Source organism: Stenotrophomonas sp. YJH_SMC_94-11, from assembly GCF_059370435.1.
This window is the reverse complement of record NZ_JCAFTR010000001.1, coordinates 1-19,980: the sequence shown is the minus strand read 5'-3', so window position 1 is coordinate 19,980 and position 19,980 is coordinate 1. Positions and strand designations below refer to the sequence as shown.

Annotated in this window: 14 protein-coding genes and 1 rRNA gene; 6 read left to right on the top strand and 9 right to left on the bottom strand. The window is 67.8% G+C overall.

What is annotated here, in order from left to right; all coding sequences use genetic code 11:
• Nucleotides 1-25 precede the first annotated feature (25 nt).
• The 4 genes from AC5P74_RS00075 to glyQ all read right to left on the bottom strand — a co-directional run bounded on the left by AC5P74_RS00075 (nucleotide 26) and on the right by glyQ (nucleotide 8,995).
• The gene (locus tag AC5P74_RS00075) at nucleotides 26-3,883 is read right to left on the bottom strand and encodes a translocation/assembly module TamB domain-containing protein (protein WP_495204741.1); all 3,858 of its coding nucleotides are present in this window, start codon (nucleotides 3,881-3,883) and stop codon (nucleotides 26-28) included.
• On the bottom strand, nucleotides 3,880-5,676 hold the full coding sequence (locus AC5P74_RS00070; protein ID WP_032954656.1) for an autotransporter assembly complex protein TamA: 1,797 nt from the start codon (nucleotides 5,674-5,676) through the stop codon (nucleotides 3,880-3,882). The genes AC5P74_RS00075 and AC5P74_RS00070 overlap by 4 nt, the downstream gene beginning before the upstream one ends.
• Before the next feature lie 244 nt (nucleotides 5,677-5,920).
• Complete coding sequence (glyS, locus tag AC5P74_RS00065; RefSeq protein WP_070489362.1) at nucleotides 5,921-7,996, bottom strand: glycine--tRNA ligase subunit beta; 2,076 nt, start codon at nucleotides 7,994-7,996, stop codon at nucleotides 5,921-5,923.
• An 87-nt stretch (nucleotides 7,997-8,083) separates the two neighbouring features.
• Nucleotides 8,084-8,995, bottom strand: a complete 912-nt coding sequence (gene glyQ, locus AC5P74_RS00060; RefSeq protein WP_049412007.1) for a glycine--tRNA ligase subunit alpha — start codon at nucleotides 8,993-8,995, stop codon at nucleotides 8,084-8,086.
• 83 nt (nucleotides 8,996-9,078) lie between these two features.
• On the opposite strand from glyQ, the gene AC5P74_RS00055 reads away from it, so the two are divergent.
• From AC5P74_RS00055 to AC5P74_RS00045, 3 genes are read left to right on the top strand one after another with little or no spacing between them, the layout of a single operon-like run.
• Nucleotides 9,079-10,914: a GspE/PulE family protein gene (locus AC5P74_RS00055; RefSeq protein WP_253134649.1), complete on the top strand. Its 1,836-nt coding sequence runs from the start codon at nucleotides 9,079-9,081 to the stop codon at nucleotides 10,912-10,914.
• Entirely contained in the window at nucleotides 10,886-11,632 is a 747-nt protein-coding gene (locus AC5P74_RS00050; RefSeq protein WP_346608138.1) for a glutamine amidotransferase, read from the top strand. Before AC5P74_RS00055 ends, AC5P74_RS00050 begins: the two co-directional genes overlap by 29 nt.
• Before the next feature lie 49 nt (nucleotides 11,633-11,681).
• Nucleotides 11,682-12,593 carry a BPSS1780 family membrane protein gene (locus tag AC5P74_RS00045; RefSeq protein ID WP_070489359.1) on the top strand — a complete coding sequence of 304 codons (912 nt, stop codon included), beginning with the start codon at nucleotides 11,682-11,684 and terminating at the stop codon, nucleotides 12,591-12,593.
• Between the two features lie 85 nt (nucleotides 12,594-12,678).
• Here AC5P74_RS00045 and tatC read toward each other — a convergent pair whose 3' ends face one another.
• The 4 genes from tatC to AC5P74_RS00025 all read right to left on the bottom strand — a co-directional run bounded on the left by tatC (nucleotide 12,679) and on the right by AC5P74_RS00025 (nucleotide 15,095).
• Nucleotides 12,679-13,428, bottom strand: coding sequence for a twin-arginine translocase subunit TatC (gene tatC / locus AC5P74_RS00040; protein WP_005420449.1), 750 nt, complete (start codon nucleotides 13,426-13,428; stop codon nucleotides 12,679-12,681).
• Complete coding sequence (gene tatB / locus AC5P74_RS00035; protein ID WP_171957745.1) at nucleotides 13,425-13,883, bottom strand: Sec-independent protein translocase protein TatB; 459 nt, start codon at nucleotides 13,881-13,883, stop codon at nucleotides 13,425-13,427. The genes tatC and tatB overlap by 4 nt, the downstream gene beginning before the upstream one ends.
• A gap of 15 nt (nucleotides 13,884-13,898) precedes the next feature.
• Nucleotides 13,899-14,126: a Sec-independent protein translocase subunit TatA gene (gene tatA, locus AC5P74_RS00030; RefSeq protein ID WP_053500648.1), complete on the bottom strand. Its 228-nt coding sequence runs from the start codon at nucleotides 14,124-14,126 to the stop codon at nucleotides 13,899-13,901.
• A gap of 75 nt (nucleotides 14,127-14,201) precedes the next feature.
• A complete protein-coding gene (locus AC5P74_RS00025; RefSeq protein WP_049411991.1) occupies nucleotides 14,202-15,095 on the bottom strand; it encodes a lipid-binding SYLF domain-containing protein in 894 nt (297 codons plus the stop codon).
• A gap of 165 nt (nucleotides 15,096-15,260) precedes the next feature.
• Here AC5P74_RS00025 and hemH point away from each other — a divergent pair, with 165 nt between their 5' ends.
• The 3 genes from hemH (at nucleotide 15,261) to AC5P74_RS00010 (ending at nucleotide 19,471) form a co-directional block, all read left to right on the top strand.
• Entirely contained in the window at nucleotides 15,261-16,223 is a 963-nt protein-coding gene (hemH, locus tag AC5P74_RS00020; RefSeq protein ID WP_053500650.1) for a ferrochelatase, read from the top strand.
• Nucleotides 16,220-17,074, top strand: coding sequence for an alpha/beta fold hydrolase (locus AC5P74_RS00015; protein ID WP_346608136.1), 855 nt, complete (start codon nucleotides 16,220-16,222; stop codon nucleotides 17,072-17,074). Before hemH ends, AC5P74_RS00015 begins: the two co-directional genes overlap by 4 nt.
• Nucleotides 17,075-17,365: 291 nt before the next feature.
• The gene (locus AC5P74_RS00010) at nucleotides 17,366-19,471 is read left to right on the top strand and encodes a methyl-accepting chemotaxis protein (RefSeq protein WP_346608135.1); all 2,106 of its coding nucleotides are present in this window, start codon (nucleotides 17,366-17,368) and stop codon (nucleotides 19,469-19,471) included.
• Nucleotides 19,472-19,862: 391 nt separating this feature from the next.
• Here AC5P74_RS00010 and rrf read toward each other — a convergent pair.
• Nucleotides 19,863-19,977, bottom strand: a 5S ribosomal RNA gene (gene rrf / locus AC5P74_RS00005).
• Between the last annotated feature and the right edge of the window lie 3 nt (nucleotides 19,978-19,980).

The window sequence follows — 19,980 nt, the reverse complement described above, 5'->3', positions numbered from 1 at the left end:
CGAAAGGGCGCCGCCCCCGACCCGGTCATTTCTCCCGCCGCCAGTTGATCGAACCACGGTTTTCCACCGTGCTCGATTCCACTTCCACATCAAACCCGCGGCGCAGCAGGTACTTCAGCGTGATCACCGAACCGGCGCCCACCAGCGACACGCCGTAACCCACGTAAAGCTTGGGCGAGATGTACTTGCCGACGCCGATCACCGAACCACCCAGCGCGCGCGACTGGCTCACGCCTGCATCATCCAGGCCCAGCTTGGCACCCAGCTGCGAGGCGAGCAGGCCACTGCCAGCCGAGAGCGCCGCCGAGGCCGCGTTGACCTGCTGCGCCTGGTCGCTGCTGGCGCCGGTCAGGCTGCGTCCCAGCACCAGATAGGCCAGTGCCTCGGACTGCGACATCGCCGGATCGGACCACACGTCGGCACGGGGTTGCTGGGCACGCCCGGTCACGTCGATGCCGGCGGTGACATCACCGATGCGGCGCTCGGCGCGGATGTTGATGCGCGGGTCGGACACCGCGTTGTAGTTCCAGTTGAGGTTGCCACGGGTGATGGTCAGGTCCTGCCCATACGCCTTGTAGCGGCCGCTCACTTCCAGGCCGCCATTGGCGGTCATTTCGCGGCCGGGCTTGGCCCAGACCTGCATCTTGCCGGTCAGCGCGCCCTTCAGGCCGAACCCGGTCATCTTCACCTTGTCGCCCAGGCTGACCGTCAGGTCCATGTCCAGCGGCGAGGTGCGCGACTCTTCCGGATCGGCCGGGTCGAGCACCACCACGTCTTCGGACACCGAGGTGCCGCGGTCCAAGCGTTCCAGATCGATGTCGGCCTCGGGCACGTGCACGGTGCCGCGCAGCTCCATCGCCGCCTTGGCCAGGGTGAAGTCGAGGTTGGGGTTGGCGACGATGCGCAGTTCGCTGGTGTTGGACAGCAGCACGTTCTCGCCATGGATCTTCAGCTGCAGCGGCTGCGCATCGCCGAACCACGACAGGCCACCGTCCACGTACAGCGTGCCCTGGCCCGAGTTGGCCTGCGCGGTGATCTTGGCCGAACCATCAGGCTGGGCCACGAAGCTGCCCTTGCCCTGGTCGAAGGTCAGGCCGAGCGCCGGGAATTCGCCCTTGAAGTTGCTCAGCTGTGCGTCACCGCCCAGCGACGGCTGGCCTCGCGTCCCGCGCAGGCTGACGTGGCCTTCGATCAGGCCGGTCGGTCGCACGATGTCCGGCGAGAACAGCTCCAGCCAGTACAGCCGCGACATGTTGAGGTAGAGCTCACCATTAAGCGGCGCACTGGCTTCCCAGCCGGTCTGCATCTTGGCGTCGACGAAGCCATTGCCCTGGAAGCCCATGCCCAGGTAGCCCTTGATGCTGGCCGGGGTCATGTCGAGCTTCAGCGAGAACTGGTCATAGCGCACCAGCTCGCCGCGGGTGGTATCGCCCACGGTGTTGCGGTTCTCGCCCAGGCGGACGCCGCCTTCCTTCGAGCGCACCTCCACATGGCCTTCCCAGGCGTTGCCGCGCGGGCGGATGTGCGCGTCCAGGCTGACATCGCCGCGAAGGTAGATGCGGCGCCCGGACTGCGGCGGCAACCACGGCTGCACCAGCGCCAGCGGCAGCGCGTCGCTGCGCACCACCAGGCCTTCGCGCGGCCAGTTGGCCTGTGCGCACAGCGCGCCGCTGCTCGCGGCGGACAGGCAGGCTTCGGACAGGGTGTAGGTGCTGCCGTTGATCGCGAACGCCGCCGGTGCACGCAGCGCCCAGGCATCGCCCTTCACCGGTGCGATGCGCAGCGACGCCAGTTCGCCACGCCACTGCGTGCCCTGCTGGCGCACGCTACCCTGCAGCTCGACCGCACCCATCTCGTTGCGGGTCTGCGCGGCCAGGCGCAGGTTGGACACACTGCCCTGTGCGTCGATGTTCAGCCGCTCCAGCAGCATGCCCGCGTTGACCTGCTGGCCCTGCACGGCCAGCGTGCCGCTGTCGCCGCGCCACGGCAGGCGGCCCTTGATGCTCACGCTCTCGGCACCGTAGCCATCCCAGTTGAGGTTGTTGCCGACCAGGTCAGCGGTGATGTCCGGCGCATCGCGCGGGCCCTTCACCTGTACCTGGCCACGCAGGCCACCGTCGGCGGCCGGCAGCAGGTCGCTCAGCTGCAGCGGCTCGAAACGCGCATCGATGTCGAGGCGGTCGCCGACCTTGCCCGACGCGGTCACCCGGCTGCTGCCCAGCGATAGCTTCAGGTCACCCTGGCCCTGCGCGCCCTGCAGTGCGAACTTGCCCTGTGCGTCGAGATTGCGCTGGCGCAGGATGCCCTTCAGCGAGGGCAGGTCCACCGTGGCTTCCAGCGTACCCGAGGTGCCCGGTGCGGCATTGGCCGGCGGCGGCAGCTGGCGGCCCTTGGAGGCCAGGTTGCCGGACAGGCGGCCGTTCCAGCCCGGCACGAAATAGCCGGGGTCGAAGTCCTTCAGCGTGGCCTTGGCGTCCCAGTCCAGCTGCGGTGCCCACGCCACCTGGCCTTCCACCTGCAGCTGGCCACCCGGGGTCTGCGCCTGCAGCTGGTGGATCGACGCGGCCTGATCGTTGCCGCGCACGTCGAAGCGCAGCTGCGCCTTCTGTGCATCACGCTCCACCTCGGCGCGGCCGATCGCGGCCCAGGCCTTCAACGTGCCAGCCAGGCCAAAGCGTGCTTCCTTCAGGGTCACCGGCACCGGTGCGCTGCCGGCGGTGTTCGGATCGGGCGTCGGCACATAGGTCAGGTCCCGCGCGACCACCGAGAAGTTGAGCTTCTGCTGGTCTTCCTGGCTGAAATCGGCGGTGCCCTCCAGGCGGGCTTCGCCACCGAGGCCCTTCAGCAGCAGCGGCGAGACCTTCAGTACCTGGTCCTGCAATGACACCATGGACGGTGCAAGTTCCAGTTCCTGCTCGCCCTGCTTCACCCTGCCACGCAGGTTGGCATTGCCGCCCTTGCCAGCAGCGGTGAAATCCAGCGACAACGGCGTGATCGCCGAGCTCGCCAAGGCCGGCGACAGCAACGCCAGATCCAGCTCGTCGCTGCGCACGCTGGCGTTCCACGTCGGGTCGGTGCGGCCATCGAACACCAGCATCGCGTGCAGTGGCTTCGGTGCACGCCCGGCCACCGCCACTTCCATGTGCGACAGGTCACCGCGGGCGACCAGGCCGACGGTAGCGGCTGTGCGCCCACGCGGTGCCGGCAACACCGCCGTCACCGTCACGTCGGTGTCGTAGTCCTTGGCCGGGATGTAACGGCCCTGGGCAGTGAAGTTGCCCATGTCACTGTCCACCACCAGCTTGTGCGCCTGGAACTCGCCGTTGGCGATCTCGATGCCGCCGCGCACGCGGCTGATGTCGATCACCGGTTCGTTGGCCTGGCTGATGCGGAAGCCATCGATGGCAATGGCATCGGCCTGGATCGCCAGCGGCATTTCGATCTGCGGTAGCGAATCGGGCCACGACGGCAGCTTGAACGGCTCATCGCTCTTGGCCAGGTTCAACGTCGCGTTGGTCAGCTCCAGCTTGTCCAGCAGCAGCTTGCGGCCCAACAGCGGGCGCAGGTCCGGCTCCAGGTGGGCACGCTCGGCGTGGAAATGGATGTCGTCATAGCGGAAGTCGACGTTGTACAGGGTCAGCGGGCCGGCCACCGGGCCGTCCACCTTGTCCCAGGTGAAGCTGGCGCCCACCGGCAGCCGCGCCACCACCTGCGCCAGCAGCACGTCACGGCCAGCCACGGTCTGCAGCAGCCAGTACACCGCCAGCAGGGCCAGCAGCACCAGGCCGATCACGCCGGCGCCGGACCATGCCCAGAAGCGGCGACGGCGATAGAAGCGCACGCGTGGCGGCGGGGTGTTCGGGGTAGGTGCGGACGCGCTCACAGGTCCGCTCCGATGTTCAGGTACAGCTGGAACTGCGAATCCGGGTTGTTCAGGCCGTGCGCCACGTCGATGCGCACCGGGCCCACCGGCGATTTCCAGCGTACGCCGAAGCCGACGCCGGTATGCAGGTCGATGGTGTTGTCGAAGGCACTGCCGGTATCGACGAACACCGCCGCACCCCAGGGGCCACCGTTGAAGTAGTGCTCGTACTCGGCCGAGCCGATCACCAGGTTCTTGGCACCCAGCGCGTACTTGTCCGGCTTCGGCGTACGCGGGCCGACCTCACGGTAGGCGTAGCCGCGGATGCTGCGGTCACCACCGGCGAAGTAGCGCAGGCTCGGCGGCATCGCCACCAGATCGCTGGTCCAGGTGGTGCCGCCCTCGCCGCGCAGGATCAGGCGATTGCTTTCACCCACCGGGATGTACCAGCGCAACACGGCGTTGGCCTGCACGAAGCTGGTATCCGAGCCGGCGCCTTCCACGCCGGCACGCACCGTTGCAGCGCCGCTGATGCCCTTGCGCGGGAACATCTCGTCGTCGACGTTGACGTAGTCGGCAACCATCTGCGGGTACACCAGCGTCGAGGTGTTGTAGACCGCGTCGGTGAATTCGGTGCCGGAGGCATAGCGCCAGCGCTCGCGCAGCGCGTTGATCGAGGCGATCGCGGTCCAGTGTTCGTTGATCTCGCCGCTGCGGCTGGCGATCAGCTTGAAGTTGCGCAGGTCGATGTAGTCGGTCTGCTCGTCATACGCGCTGGCAGCGAAGGTGTACCAGCCATCAAGCCAGTTGAAGGCCGGAATGCGGTAACTGGTGACCAGGCTCTTGCGCTTCTGCGCATAGTCCAGCTGCGTGTTCATCTTGTGGCCACGGTTGTTCAGGAACCGCCGCTCGATGCCACCGCGCACACCCGGGCCGCTCTCGCTGCCGTAGCTCAGGCCTGCGGTGTAGATGGTGCGCTTGGCCCGGGTCAGCTTCACGTCCACCGGCACTTCGCCGTTCTCGTCGGCCTGGTCCGGGCGCGGCTGGATGTCGATCACGCTGAAGTAGTCCAGCTTGGTCAGCGACTCGCGCAGCCGGTCCAGCTTGCCCTCGTGGTAGTAGCTGCCCTGGTCCCAGTACACCAGTGGATCGAACAGCTTGTCGACGAAGTAATCCTGCTCGAAGCGCACCGGGCCCATGTTGTAGCGGCGGCCGCTGTCCCAGGTCAGGTCGATGTCGGCGGCGTTGTCGGCGCGGGTGATCTGCACCTGGCGCTGGGTGTAGTCGGCATCGAAGTAGCCGCGCTCGGCCAGGCGCCGGGTGATGGTGATCTTGCTGGCTTCGTACTGGGTGTGCTCGAAGCGCTGGCCCTTGCGGGGCTTGAAGGCGGCCAGGTCGTCCTGCAGGTACTGGTCGTACATCGCTGGGCCGGTGATGTCGATGTGCTCGCGGCGCACGGTCACCGGGGCGCCCTTGTCGACATGGATCAGCACGCGCACGTGCTCGTCCTCACGCGGCGCCTCGACCTTGATCACCGGGTTGTAGTAGCCGAACGGCTCCAGCGCCTGGCGGGTCTGCCGCTCGGCCTGCGACAGCAGGTACTCCAGGCGCGATTCGCCCTGCTCCTTGCCGATCGTGTCGTACAGCGACAGCGATTCCTGGATGTTCTCGATGATTGCGGCGTCGTCGCCCTTGTCCAATCCCTTGATGTCCACCTTGTCGATGGTGCCGCGCGCATGGACCACGGAAGTGGCGGCCAGCGACAGGACCATCAGCGGCAGGGCGTATTTCTTTGGCTGCATGCGGCACAGCATACCGACCGGAGGTGACGATGCGAAATGCATCACGTCATTGCGGATCGGTTGTTAAGTGGCGGTCAAAATACACCGCAAAGTGTCGATTGTCGCAACCGACCAATCAGGATGCCGGCATCGTCCACGATGTCGGCAATGACCCCGATAGACAACGCCGGCGATGTTCCGGTAGTGCCGGCCGCTGGCCGGCACCCCACAGATCGGGGGCAATGCCGGCCAGCGGCCGGCACTACCGATACGGGCGTCAGCTCGACAGATGCTCGATCGCCGCCACCTTGCCCAGGCGCTCGCCCAGCATCGTCAGCAGCGCCAGGCGGTTGCCACGCAGTGCCGGATCTTCCGCGTTGACCATCACGCCATCGAAGAACGCGTCGACCTGCGGACGCAGGCGCGCCAGGCGTGCCAGCACCGCCACATAGTCCTTCTGGTGCAGGCTGGCGCCGGTGTCATCGATGGCGGCGGTGACCGCTTCGGCCAGCGCGCGCTCGGCATCTTCCTGCAGCAGTGCCGCGTCGATCTGCGCCGGAATCTCGCCCTCGGCCTTGCGCAGGATGTTGCGGATGCGCTTGTTGGCCGCGGCCAGCGCCTCTGCCTCCGGCAGCGCGGCGAAGGTGCCGATTGCATCCAGGCGGCGATCGAAGTCGTACAGCGAGGCCGGCTTCAACTCGGCCACCGCGTTGAAGTGCGTGGCCGGCACGCCCTTGTCGCCGTAGTAGCCCTTCAGGCGGTCGAGGATGAAGTCGTACAGCTCGCCGACATCGGCCTGCACGTTGCGCGCGGCCAGGCCGGCATTGGCGCTGGCCATCAGCGCGCGCAGGTCCAGTTCGAAGCCGCTTTCGATGATCGTGCGGGCCAGGCCCAGCGCATTGCGGCGCAGCGCGAACGGGTCCTTGTTGCCGGTCGGCTTCAGGCCTGCAGCGAAACCACCGGCCAGCGTATCCACGCGTTCGGCGATGGCCAGCACCTTGCCCAGCGGCGACAGCGCGATGTCGTCACCACCGAAGCGTGGCTGGTAGGCCTCGTCGATGGCCAGCGCCACGTCGGCCGATTCACCACCGGCCACGGCGTAGTGGCGGCCGGCGATGCCCTGCAGTTCCGGGAATTCGTTGACCATGCGCGACTGCAGGTCGTTCTTGGCCAGCTCGGCAGCCCGCTTGGCCTGCGCCGGATCGGCACCGACCTGGGCTGCGATCACTTCGGCCAGTGCGGCCACGCGCGCCACCTTGTCGGCCACGCTGCCCAGCTTGGCCTGGTAGGTCACCGTCTTCAGGCCGTCGCCCATCGACACCAGGCCCTGCTTCAGGTCCTCGTCGAAGAAGAACTTGGCATCGGCAAAGCGCGGGCGGATCACCCGCTCGTAGCCCTTGGCCACTTCGGCCACGTCCTTCGATTCGATGTTGGCGATGCCGATGAACTTCTCGGTCAGCGTGCCGGCGGCATCCAGCACCGGGAAGAACTTCTGGTTGATCTCCATCGTTTCGATCAGTGCTTCCTGCGGCACTGCCAGGAAGGCGCGTTCGAAGCTGCACAGCACCGCCGAGGGCCATTCGACCAGGTTCACCACCTGCTCCAGGTTGTCTTCGGTGATGCGGGCGCTGCCACCGGCCCCGGCTGCAGCGGCCTCGACCTCGGCGACGATGCGCGCACGTCGCTCGCTCGGGTCGACCAGCACGAACGCGGCGCGCAGCGCTTCAACGTAGTCCTGCGGCTGCGCCAGCGACACGGCCTGGTCGTGGTGGAAGCGATGGCCACGGCTGGCACGGCCGGCCTGCAGGCCGAACAGTTCGGCCTCGACCACGTTGGCGCCGTGCAGCAGCACCAGCCAGTGCGCCGGGCGGGCGAAGCCCCAGGCGTGATCGCCCCAGCGCATCGGCTTGGGAATCGGCATCGCCGCGATCGCCTCGCGCAGGATTTCCGGCAACAGGCTGGCGGTGCTCGCGCCCGGGGTCACCGCGCGGTGCACGAAGCGCTCGCCCTTGTTGTCGGTGGTCTTCTCCAGCGCGGTCCAGTCGATCCCGGCCTTGGCGGCGAAGCCCTGCAGGGCCTTGGTCGGCTGGCCTTCGGCGTCCAGCGCGATGTTCAGATACGGGCCCAGCACTTCGCTGTGCTGTTCCGGCTGTTCCAGGCCGACGCCCGGCAGCAGCACGGCCAGCCGGCGCGGGGTCGACAGCGGGCGGGCATCGCCCAGCTCCAGCGCGACGCCACGCTTGCGCAGGCCTTCGACAACACCGTCGAAGAACGCCTGGGCCAGGCCCGGCAGCGCCTTGACCGGCAGCTCCTCGGTGCCCAGTTCGATCAGCAGGGGGGACAGTTGGCTCATCGGTTCGATCCTGTGGTGGGGGCGCAGCGCGCAACGCGTCCGGCGCCCCGGGTAGTTGATGAAAAGCGGGACGGTGCAGGAAGGCGGTCAGGCCTTCTTCGCACCCGGGAAGCCCAGCTTCTCGCGCTGCTCGTAATACGCCTTGGCCACCGCCTGGGCCAGCGCGCGCACGCGCAGGATGTAGCGCTGGCGCTCGGTCACGCTGATCGCGCGGCGCGCATCGAGCAGGTTGAAGGTGTGGCTGGCCTTCATCACCTGCTCGTAGGCCGGCAGCGGCAGGCCCACTTCCACCAGCTTCTGCGCTTCACGCTCGCAGGCATCGAAGCGGTGGAACATTTCGTCCACGTCGGCGTATTCGAAGTTGTAGGTGCTCTGCTCCACCTCGTTCTGGTGGTAGACGTCGCCGTAGGTCACCGGCTGGCCGTCCGGGCCGTAGGTCCAGACCAGGTCATAGACGTTGTCGCAGTTCTGCAGGTACATGCACAGACGCTCGAGACCGTAGGTGATCTCGCCCAGCACCGGTCGGCACTCCAGGCCACCGGCCTGCTGGAAGTAGGTGAACTGGGTCACTTCCATGCCGTTGAGCCAGACTTCCCAGCCCAGGCCCCACGCGCCCAGCGTCGGCGATTCCCAGTTGTCCTCGACGAAGCGCAGGTCGTGCACCAGCGGATCGATGCCCAGTGCCTTCAGCGAATCCAGGTACAGCTGCTGGATGTTGTCCGGCGCCGGCTTCATCGCCACCTGGTACTGGTAGTAGCGCTGCAGGCGGTTCGGGTTCTCGCCGTAGCGGCCGTCGGTCGGGCGGCGCGACGGCTGCACGTAGGCCGCGTTCCAGCTTTCCGGCCCGATCGCCCGCAGGAAGGTGGCCGGGTGGAAGGTACCGGCGCCCACCTCCAGGTCGAGCGGCTGGATGAGCACGCAGCCCTGCTGGGCCCAGAACTGGTTCAGGGTCTGGATCAGGCCCTGGAAGGTGATCGGAACGGTCGGGGTCGCGGACATGCGTACGAGTCTTGGCCGGCAAGGGGGTGCGCTAGTATAACGGCCGACCTGCGGGGCATTCCGTACCCGGGAGGAGCAGGCAGATGGAACATCGGCTGCCGGTGGGCACGCCCGGCGAGCCAGGCGGCGTCCCGCTGCCGTGGGGCCGCCTGCATTTCGAGCAGGTGGGTGCGGCGCTGCTGGCCGACGGCCTGGTCGCCGAGCACGAGGGCGAGCGCATGCGGTTTTCCGCACAGGGCGCGCGCAATGCCAGTGAAGTGCACCCGCTGGTGCTGCTGTCCAACCTCAAGCTGGCCACCCGCGACGGCGGCGAACTGACCCTGGAACGCCTGACCGAATGGCTGGCCCAACGCACCGGCAACCGCTACCTGCGCATCGATCCGACCCGGGTCGACGTCGCTGCGGTCACCGCGCTGGTCTCCCACGCCTATGCCCGTCGCCACCGCTTCCTGCCGCTGGCAGTGGATGCCGAACGGGTACTGGTGGCCACCAGCGAGCCGCTGGTGCAGGAATGGCGCCGCGACCTGCAGCACCTGACCCGCCGCCGCATCGAGCTGGCGGTGGTCAATCCGCTCGACCTGCACCGCTACACCATGGAGTTCTACGGGGTGACCCGTTCGGTGCGTGGCGCGCGCGGCGACGTCCGTGGCGAGGCCAACACCACCCTGCCCAGCTTCGAGCAGCTGGTCGAGCTGGGCCGCACCGGCGACGTCAATGCCGACGACCAGCACATCGTGCACATCGTCGACTGGCTGCTGCAGTACGCCTATGAGCAGCGGGCCTCGGACATCCACCTGGAACCGCGCCGCGAGATGGGACGCATGCGCTTCCGCATCGATGGCGTGCTGCACAAGGTGTTCGAGGTGCCGCCGGCAGTGATGACCGCGGTGGTCAGCCGCATCAAGGTACTCGGCCGCATGGACCTGGCCGAGCGCAGGCGCCCGCAGGACGGCCGCATCAAGACCCGCTCGCCGGGTGGCCGCGAGGTCGAGATGCGCCTGTCTACCATGCCCACCGCCTTCGGTGAGAAGTGCGTGATGCGCATCTTCGACCCCGATGCCGCCTTCAAGAGCATCGACCAGCTCGGCTTCAGCCCGCAGGAGGCCGCTGGCTGGAATGCACTGGTCGAGCGCCCGCACGGCATCGTGCTGGTCACCGGCCCGACCGGCTCGGGCAAGACCACCACCCTGTATTCCACGCTGAAGCGGCTGGCCACGCCGGACGTGAACGTGTGCACGGTGGAGGACCCGATCGAGATGATCGCCCCCGAGTTCAACCAGATGCAGGTGCAGGCCAACATCGACCTGGACTTCGCCAGCGGCGTGCGCACCCTGCTGCGGCAGGACCCGGACATCATCATGATCGGCGAGATCCGCGACCTGGAAACCGCTCAGATGGCGGTGCAGGCCTCGCTGACCGGCCATCTGGTGCTGTCCACCCTGCACACCAACGATGCACCGTCGGCGGTCACCCGCCTGCTCGACCTGGGCGTGCCGCACTACCTGCTGGCCAGCACCCTCAACGGCATCCTCGCCCAACGCCTGGTGCGCACCCTGTGTCCGCACTGCAAGCAGCCGCACACCCTCGGTGCGGCCGACTGGGCGGTGCTGGCTGATAGCCAGGCTGCATATCCAGATGCCGCCACGCCCTGTCGTCCGGTCGGTTGCCTGGAGTGCCGGCGCACCGGATTCCTCGGCCGCATCGGCCTGTATGAGTTGCTGCCATTGGGCTCGCGGCTGCGCGGGCAGATCCGCGCCGACATGGATCTGGCCGGTTTCACCCGTGCCGCGCGCGCTGAAGGGCTGCGAACCCTGCGCCAGGCCGGGCTTGAAAAGGTGGCGCAGGGGCTGACTACAATCGAGGAAGTCCTGTCAGTGCTGCCGCCCCCGGATGAACCCAGCCCCGTTCCTGATCCTTGAAACCGGCCGCCCGGTACCGTCGCTGCGCCGCTACGGGCGCTTTCCGCACTGGATCCGCGTCGCCGCCGGGCTGGAGGAACGTGAGACGGTGGTGGTCGATGTCGAACACGGTGGCGCCCTGCCCGATCCGCACGGTTTTGCCGGGGTACTGGTGACCGGCTCGGCCGCCTTCGTTACTGACCACGCCGACTGGAGCGAGCGCAGCGCGGCGTGGCTGCGCCAGACCGCCCACGCTGACCTGCCGGTGTTCGGCATCTGCTACGGCCACCAGCTGCTGGCGCATGCGCTGGGCGGTGAGGTGGCCTACAACCCGGCCGGGCGCGAGTCCGGCACGATCGAACTGGAGCTGCAGCCACAGGCGGCACAGGATCCGCTGTTCCAGGGCCTGCCGCAGCACTTTGCCGCTCACGCCACCCACCTGCAGACCGTGCTGCGCGCACCCGACGGTGCCGAGGTGCTGGCACGCTCGCCGCTGGATGGCTGCCACGCGTTCCGCTGGGGGCGCCAGGCCTGGGGCGTGCAGTTCCACCCCGAATTCGCCACCCACCACATGCGCGGCTACGTGCGCGCCCGCGCCGACTGCATCGGCCGCCACGGCGGCTGTGCGCGCAGCATCGAGCGCGCAGTCAGCGCCGCACCGCTGGCCCGCCAGCTGCTGCGCCGCTTCGTCCGACAGGCGCGGCTGTCTTCAGCCCAGCCGGCGGCAAAACAGGGATAATCAGCGGCACGGGCAACCGCCCGTCCCCTCCTGTCCTTCCCGGATGTCCATGAAAGAGATTCGCAAGCTGCCGGCCTCGGCGGGCGCCCAGTGGTTGCTGGATACGTTCTCGCTGTATCGGCGTGCGCCGCTGCAGCTGGCCCGGATCGGCCTGGCCTGGCTGCTGGTGAGCTGGGTGGTCACCCTGTTGTCGACGCTGATTCCCGGCGCCGCCGGCATGGCCGTGCAGCTGATGACCCTGGCCATCTCGCCGATCATGTTCGGCGGCATGCTCTACGCCGTGGGTGAGATCGACGAAGGCCGCCCGGGCCTGTCCTCGCACCTGCTGCAGCCGATCCGCGACCACCGCGTCAGCCACCTGCTGGTGCCGCTGGCGATCCAGGTGCTGGCGGTGCTGCTGCTGGGCGCGTTGCTGTTCATGATGATCGGCCGCGAAGGCTTCACCGCCTTCAGCGAGGTCATGACCAAGATGGAAGAGATCAGCCGCAGTGGCCAGCAGATCAAGCCGGACGATGCCGCAGCGCTGGTGGCCAACCTGCCGGCCAAGCGCATCGCGCTGTGGATGCTGCTGGTGTTCCTGAGCGCGGTGGCGCTGTCGCTGGCGATGTTCACCCAGCCGGCGCTGGTAGTGTTCGACAAGCAGAGCGGCATGCACGCGCTGCGCCTGAGCCTGCAGGGCTGCATCGAGAACATCGGCGCGATGATCGTGTTCGCCGTGCTCGGCCTGATCGCCGCGTTCTGCATCTACATCCTGTTCGTGATCGTGATCCAGATCGCGATGCTGATCGGTGGCCCGCTGGCCGCCGCCTTCATCGCGCAGCTGGTGCTGACCACGGTGCTGATGCCGCTGTATGTCGGCGCGGTCTATGCCGCGTGGAAGCAGATGTTCGTGCACCGTGGCAGTCGCGCCGCACCGCCGGTCCCGACCACCCCGACCTCGAGCGACGTGTTCCACGCCTGACCGGTCCCACCGGTAGCGCCGGGCCATGCCCGGCGGTGGCATCACATCGCACCCCGCACGCCGGGCATGGCCCGGCGCTACCGCATCAGGCGGCGGGTTTCTTCACGGCCGACGACGGCACCAGCCAGCGTGCGGCGTGGATGCCGAGCTCGTAGAGCAGGCACATCGGGATCGCCAGCATCAGCTGCGAGACCACGTCCGGTGGGGTCAGCACCGCCGCCAGCACGAAGATGCCGACGATCGCGTAGCCACGGCCTTCCTTGAACTGCTGCGGCGTCACCCAGCCCAGCAGCACCAGGATCACCATCGCCACCGGCAGTTCGAAGCTGCCACCGAAGGCGAAGAAGATCGCCAGCACGAAATCCAGGTAGGCATTCGCATCCGGGGTGATCGCGATCACGTCCGGGCTGAAGGTGGTCAGGAAATGGAACACCGCCGGCAGCACCAGGAAGTAGGCGAAGGCACAGCCGGTGTAGAACAGCAGTACCGAAGACACCAGCAGCGGCACCGCCAGGCGCTTCTCACGCGCGTAAAGCCCCGGGGCGACGAAGGCCCACAGCTGGTACAGCAGCCACGGCACCGCCACGAACAGGGCAACGAAGAAGGTCAGCTTCAATGGCGCGAAGAAGGCGCCGGCCGGATTGGTCGCGATCATCGTCTGCCCGTTGGGCAGCTGCGAGACCAGCGGTTCGGCCAGCGCGTTGTACAGCTTCTGGGTAAACGGCAGCAGCGCCAGCAGCACCACGCCCAGGCCCAGCAATGCGCGCACCAGGCGGCCGCGCAGTTCCACCAGATGTTCGACCAGCGAGCTTTCGCCGAAATCCTGTTCACTCATGGCTGGCGCTCCGTGCGCTGCGGCGTCGGAGCACCGGCTTCAGGGGGTGTCGCCGGCATCGGCTCTGGCGCAATGCCCTCCTGTACCGGTGCATCGGCAGGCGGCAGGCCGCCCATATGCGGCGGCGGATCCGCAGGCGCCGGTGCGCGTACTTCCTGCGCCAGCGTATCGCCCTGCTGCTGCGCCTGCTGCGCTTCGCGACGGATCGCCTCGCCGCTGGCGCGCAGCTGGTTCTCGGTGTCCTGCATGCCCTGGCGCACCTCCTGCATCTGCCGCTTGATGTCCTCGGCCTGCAGTTCGCGTTCCAGTTCCTGTTTCACCGAATCCCACTGATTGCGGGCACGGCGCACCCACAGGCCAGCGAAGCGGGCCGCCTTGGGCAGGCGCTCGGGACCGAGCACCACCAGGGCGACCACCGCGATCACCAGCAGTTCGCTGAAGCCGATATCAAACACCGCAACCGCTCCGGATCAGCGAGGGGTGCGGTCGTGCTCGTCCTGCGCGGAGCGCGAGGCGTCCTGGCTGCGCGACTCGTCGCCCAGCTGCGCGTTCGGCTTGTCCTCGTCGCGCATGCCCTTCTTGAATTCCTTGACCGCCGAGCCGAGGTCCTTGGCGCCACTGGTCAGGCGCTTGGTGCCGAACACCAGCAGGACGATGGCCAGCACGACCAACCAATGCCAGATGCTGAAACTGCCCATAAAGACGCTCGTTACGTTAGTGATCAGGCTGTCGAGCATAGCGCACCGGCTGTCAGCCGGCGCGCGTGACGAAAGTCAGTTCCCGCCCAGCGTTTCCGTGCGGATTTCGCCGTCGTTGACCGGCTGGAAGCCCTGCTGCTGCGGCGGCGGGTTCTGCGGCACGTTCTGCAACGGCGCGGTGGTGGCTTCGGCGGGGGCCGCCGGCGCTGCCTGAACAGGCGCCGGCGCAACCGCCGGGGTCGCCGCCGGACGCGGTGCACTGCCACCGTTGCCGTTGCGATTGTTGCGGGCGGCGTAGGTGGCCTCTTCCAGACGATCACGGAAGGCGACCACGTCCATCGACGGCGAACCGGCGGCGCGACCTTCGAAGATCATGCGCGGCGTGGTGTTGCTGCCGTAGGCGTCAAGGTTGGCGGCATCGTCGATCTGCAGCACCGCACCATCCAGCGCGACGCCCGCGAACAGCCCACGGGCACGCGACCAGGACCAGATCTCGGCCTTCAGCTGGCCGTCGGTGGCGGCGGCGGCATTGCGGCCGACCGGACCGGCGGCAACGCCAGCATCGGCGCCGAGCGTGAACTTGCCGTTGACCAGATTGTCCAGGCTGCGGTCGTTGCGGAACACCAGAACCACATCCGAAGATTGCACGCCGGCCTGGAAGCCGATGCTGCCACCGGTGAGCTTCACGAACACCGGGTTGGACCATGCGCCATTGGGCATGCGCACCGACATCAGGCCGTGGCCACGACGACCGCCAATGACAAGACCGGCCTTGATCGTGTCGGGAATGACGATGACCGCGCGGCCTTCGTCGAGCAATTTATCCGGAATGCCCTGTTCAGGAATTTCCTGGATTTCGGCCAGCACGCGCACGGCGTTGCGGGCGCGCTGGTCTTCCTGCGGTCCGGCCATGGCCTGGCTGGACAGCAGGCTGGCGGCGATCAGCAGGGCTTGGATCGGGCGACGCATGGCAGGCTCCAGAAGTCAGTCCATAGGAAGATATAGCAAGTGACTGAAATTAGTGGTGTTGTCATGAATCCCCAATGAGCGTTCCCTGCCCGCATTGATGCGCGCTATGCCTGCAATCCGAACCCTGCATCCCGGTGCGGCGCCGGATAGGCGACAATACCGCCCATGCTCGACGCACCCGATACCGCCGTGCTGGCGGTCAACCTAGGCACGCCCGAGACGCCGACGGCCCCCGCCGTACGCCGTTACCTGGCCGAATTCCTGTCCGACCCGCGCGTGGTCGCGATTCCGGCACTGCTCTGGCAGCCGCTGCTGCGCGGGCTGATCCTGCCGCTGCGAAGCGGCCGGTCGGCGGCCAAGTACGCCCAGGTCTGGCTGCCCGACGGCTCACCGCTGATGGTACATACGCGCCAGCTGGCGCAGGCCATGCAGGCCCTGCTGCCGACCCTGACGGTACGCCATGCGATGCGTTACGGCGAACCGGCGCTGGCCGGCGAGCTCGACCGTCTTGCCGCCGACGGCGCGCGCCGGATCGTGGTGTTGCCGCTGTACCCGCAGTACTCCACCACCACCACCGCCTCGGTCGAAGACCGGGTCGATGCGTGGCAGCGCCGCAACCCGGGCGTGACCGTGAGCCTGGTGCGGGATTACTCGGTCGATCCCGGCTGGGTCGAGGCCATTGCCGGATCGATCCGCCGCTACTGGGAACAGCACGGTCGCGGTCAGAAACTGATGTTCTCCTTCCATGGTATCCCGCAGCGCCTGGCCGACGCGGGCGACCCGTATCCGCAGCGCTGCGAGGCCAGTGCGCAGGCCATCGCCAATGCACTGGGCCTGGTCAAGGACGACTGGCAGATGGGTTACCAGTCGCGCTTCGGCCGCGAGCGCTGGTTGCAGCCGTATGCCGAGCCCAGCCTGTGGGCGCTGGCCGAATCCGGCGTGAAGCAGATCGACGTGGTCTGCCCCGGATTCGCCACCGACTGTCTGGAGACGCTGGAAGAGGTTGCGCTGGGCTTCACCGAAACACTGGCCGAGCGCGGTGCGACGATGCGCTACATCCCCTGCCTCAACGCCGAACCGGAGCATGCACGCGCCTTGGCACGACTGGCCGTGTCCTCGCTGGCATGAGCCTGCAACCGTTTGAACTCCAGGTCGGTTGCGCACGCGTCGCCGGCCTGCGCAACCACGGCGGCGGCCCACGCGTGCTGGCCCTGCATGGCTGGCTCGACAACGCCGCCAGCTTCGTGCCGCTGGCGCCGCACCTGTCCTCGCTGCAGCTGGTGGCCATCGACCTGCCCGGTCACGGCCACAGCGCGCATCTGCCGGCCGGTGCCAGCTACACCACGGCCGCCGCGATCTGCCACGTACTCGACGTCGCCGATGCACTGGGCTGGGACCGCTTCAGCCTGCTCGGCCATTCGATGGGTGCCGGCATTGCCAGCCTTACCGCCTCGGTCAGCGATCGCATCGAACGGCTGGTGGCGATCGAAGCACTCGGCGGCCTGCGCGGTCCCGAGGAAGAAACGGCGCATCGCCTGCGCGAGCATGTGAACGCCACGCGCGCGTTGGCACGCAAGCAGCTGCGCGTGTTCCCCGATCTGGCCGCGCCGATCCGCGCGCGGATGATGACCAACCAGCTCAGCGAACCCTGCGCACGGCTGCTGGTCGAGCGCGGCGTGGAACCGGTCGAAGGTGGCTACCGCTGGTGCAGCGACCCGCGCCTGATGCTGCCCACTGCGATCCGCCTCAGCGAAGGCCAGATCGACAACCTGCTGCAGGCCATCACCTGCCCGACGCAGGTGATCTATGCCACGCCGGCGCAGTCCTACTATCCCGAGCCGATGCGCAGTGATCGCCTGCAGCACCTGCGTGATGGACGGCTGGCCGTGTTTCCCGGCAACCACCACCTGCATATGGAAGACCCGGCACGCATCGCCGAGGTGATCCTGCGCTTCCTCGGCAACGACAACGCCGGCTGAGTCGCAGCGTCCGCTGCACTTCATTCTGCGCACTTCCGGCCGATACATCAGTTGCGGGCCGCTGCGTCCGCAGCACGTGGGCCCGGTCGGGCCTGCGGCGTGTGTCTGGTCCTGCAAGGAAGTCCGCATGCCCGCTCCATTGCTCCGTCACCCACAGGATGTGGTCACGGCGCCCCATCTGCGCGACGTTGATTGCGTCGCATTCCCCGAATTCCCGGTCCATGCCCTGGCCACGCACTCGTGCGTGCGTCACCGTGTGGCCGTTGTCGTCTGCTGATCCAGGAGTCGCCGATGTCCGCTGCATCCACTCGCCCCCCCGATACCGCCCGCCTGCCGCATCTGCAGCGGCTCGCCCACCGCGCTGACCGCCGATTGCTGATCGGCAGTGCGGCACTGGCGGTGGCCGGCCTGGTGCTGGCCCTGCGCGGGCCTCATGTCCTGACCGCCTCGCTGGTCGCGGCCGCTGTGCTGCCTGCCATGTGGCTGGCCGGTCCCAAAGCGGGCCATAGCGCCACCCGCAATGGCCTGGCGCTGTTGTTGTCGCTGCAGTTGGCATGGTTGTGCGCGATCGCGGGCCTGTCGCCGGCGTTGCCGATTGCACTGCTGCTGGGCGTGCTGTTGAGCCATCGTGATCGCCTGCCGGTATGGCTGGCCGGCGGCATCGGCACGCTCGCGCTGTTGGCGCCGCTGCTGCAGGGCGCAGCAGTGGGACCTACGTTGCTGCAGGCAGGCCTGTTCGCCGGGCTGACGGCATTCCTCGGCCAGGTCGCGCTGCGCCTGCGCCAGCAGACCGAGGCGCTTGGCCACGGCCCGCGCCGGCTGGCTGCGCTGGCCCGCGACATCGCCACGGGCACCGACCTGGGCGCACATGCCGACACCGCATCCTATGCACCCGGCTCGTTGGCCCATGCGCTGGCCGATACCGCGCGCCACGTCCAGGCCCAACGTGGGCGTGAGGCTGAGGCGCATGCCGAGAATGCGCAGATCCGTCAGGCGCTGGACGCCTCGCGCACCGCGATGATGATCGCCGACAATGATCACGTGATCCGCTATGTGAACCGCTCGGTGGTGGCTCTGCTGCGCAACCAGCAGGCGACACTGCGCCAGGCCTTCCCTGACTTCGATGCCGAACGCCTGGTCGGCAGCAGCATCCATCGCTTCCATGCCAACCCGGACCGCATCCGCGCCATCCTCAATGGCCTGCAGGCCAGCCACAACGGCAAGGTACAGATCGGCCCGGTGCACTTCGCCCAGGTGGTCACCCCGGTGTTCGATGCACAGGGCATGCGCCTCGGTTTCGCCGTGGAATGGCATGACCGTACCCAGGAGCTGGCGCTGGAGAACGCCGTGGCCGGCATCGTCGCTGCTGCCGCTGCCGGCGATCTCGGCCAGCGCCTGCAGGCAACCGAAGGCGCCAGCTTCCTCGATGGCCTGACCGGTGGCATCAATCAGCTGCTCGATACGCTGGGCAGCACCGTCAACGACGTGCGGCAGATGCTTTCGGCGCTGGCCAACGGCGATCTCGATCGGCGCATGCACGGTGAGTACCACGGTGCCTTCGCCGCGATCCAGCGTGATGCCAACGCCACCGCCGGCCAGCTGGCGCGCATGGTGGGCCGCATCCAGCAGTGCGCGGCCTCGATCAGTACCGCCGCCAGCGAGATCGCTGCAGGCAATGGTGCGCTGTCCGAGCGCAGCGAGCGCCAGGCGGCGCACCTGCAGGAAACCGCAGCCTCGATGGAGGAGCTGACCGTCACCGTGCGCCAGAACGCTGCGCATGCGCGCGAGGCCAGTGAGCTGGCTGCGTCCACGCAGAGCGCCGCCAGTGATGGCAACACCGCGATGCAGCGGGTTGTCGACACCATGCAGGCGATTGAAGGCGCCTCAAAGCGGATTGGCGACATCACCGGCGTGATCGATGGCATCGCCTTCCAGACCAATATCCTCGCGCTCAATGCGGCGGTGGAAGCCGCACGTGCCGGTGAGCAGGGCCGTGGCTTCGCCGTGGTGGCCAGCGAGGTGCGCGTGTTGGCGCAGCGCTCCGCCGCCGCCGCACAGGAAATCAAAAAGCTGATCGATGAGGCAGGCCGACAGGTGGGCGAAGGTGCCCAGTTGGTGGCCGACGCCGGCCAGCGGATGCAGGGCATTGTCGGCGGCGTGGAGAATGTCAGCCATCTGATGCGTGAGATCTCGGCGGCCTCGCAGGAGCAGTCGATCGGCATCGAGCAGATCAACCAGACCGTGGTGCAGATGGATCAGGCCACGCAGCAGAACGCGGCGCTGGTGGAAGAAGCCACCGCGGCCGCACGCGAGCTGCAGACGCAGGCGGGGACGCTTACCGAGGCGGTATCGGTGTTCCGCCAGCAGGAACCGCAGGAGGTCCCGCGGGCCGCCTGATCCGGGCCTGCAATGCGATCCTGATCAAGACGGCGCCCGCAGGGCGCCGTTTTCTTGCCTGCTTTTGCGTGATGGGTCAGGAAAAGTCCGCTTCCGGACCTGCCGTGAGGAGCAGCCAACCCTGTTTGGCGCCGCATCCACACACGGCGTGGATCTACCGGTAGTGCCGGCCGCTGGCCGGCAATTACGGCCTCGCCCACTGTCTGACCTACCGCCGGTAGCGGCCAACCTTGGCTGGCGCTGTGGCTGCCCGCAGAGAATATCCACGCATCGCGTGGATCTACCGGCCGGTGTGCAGCCATGGCGGTGCCGGCCAGCGGCCGGCACCACCCGCATTTCCTGCGCACAAAGAAAAACCCCGCTGCGTCAGCAGCGGGGTTTTGGGTGTAAACCCTGGCGATGACCTACTCTCGCATGGCTTGAGCCACACTACCATCGGCGCAGCTGCGTTTCACTTCCGAGTTCGGGATGGGATCGGGTGGTTCCACAGCGCTAATTTCACCAGGGAG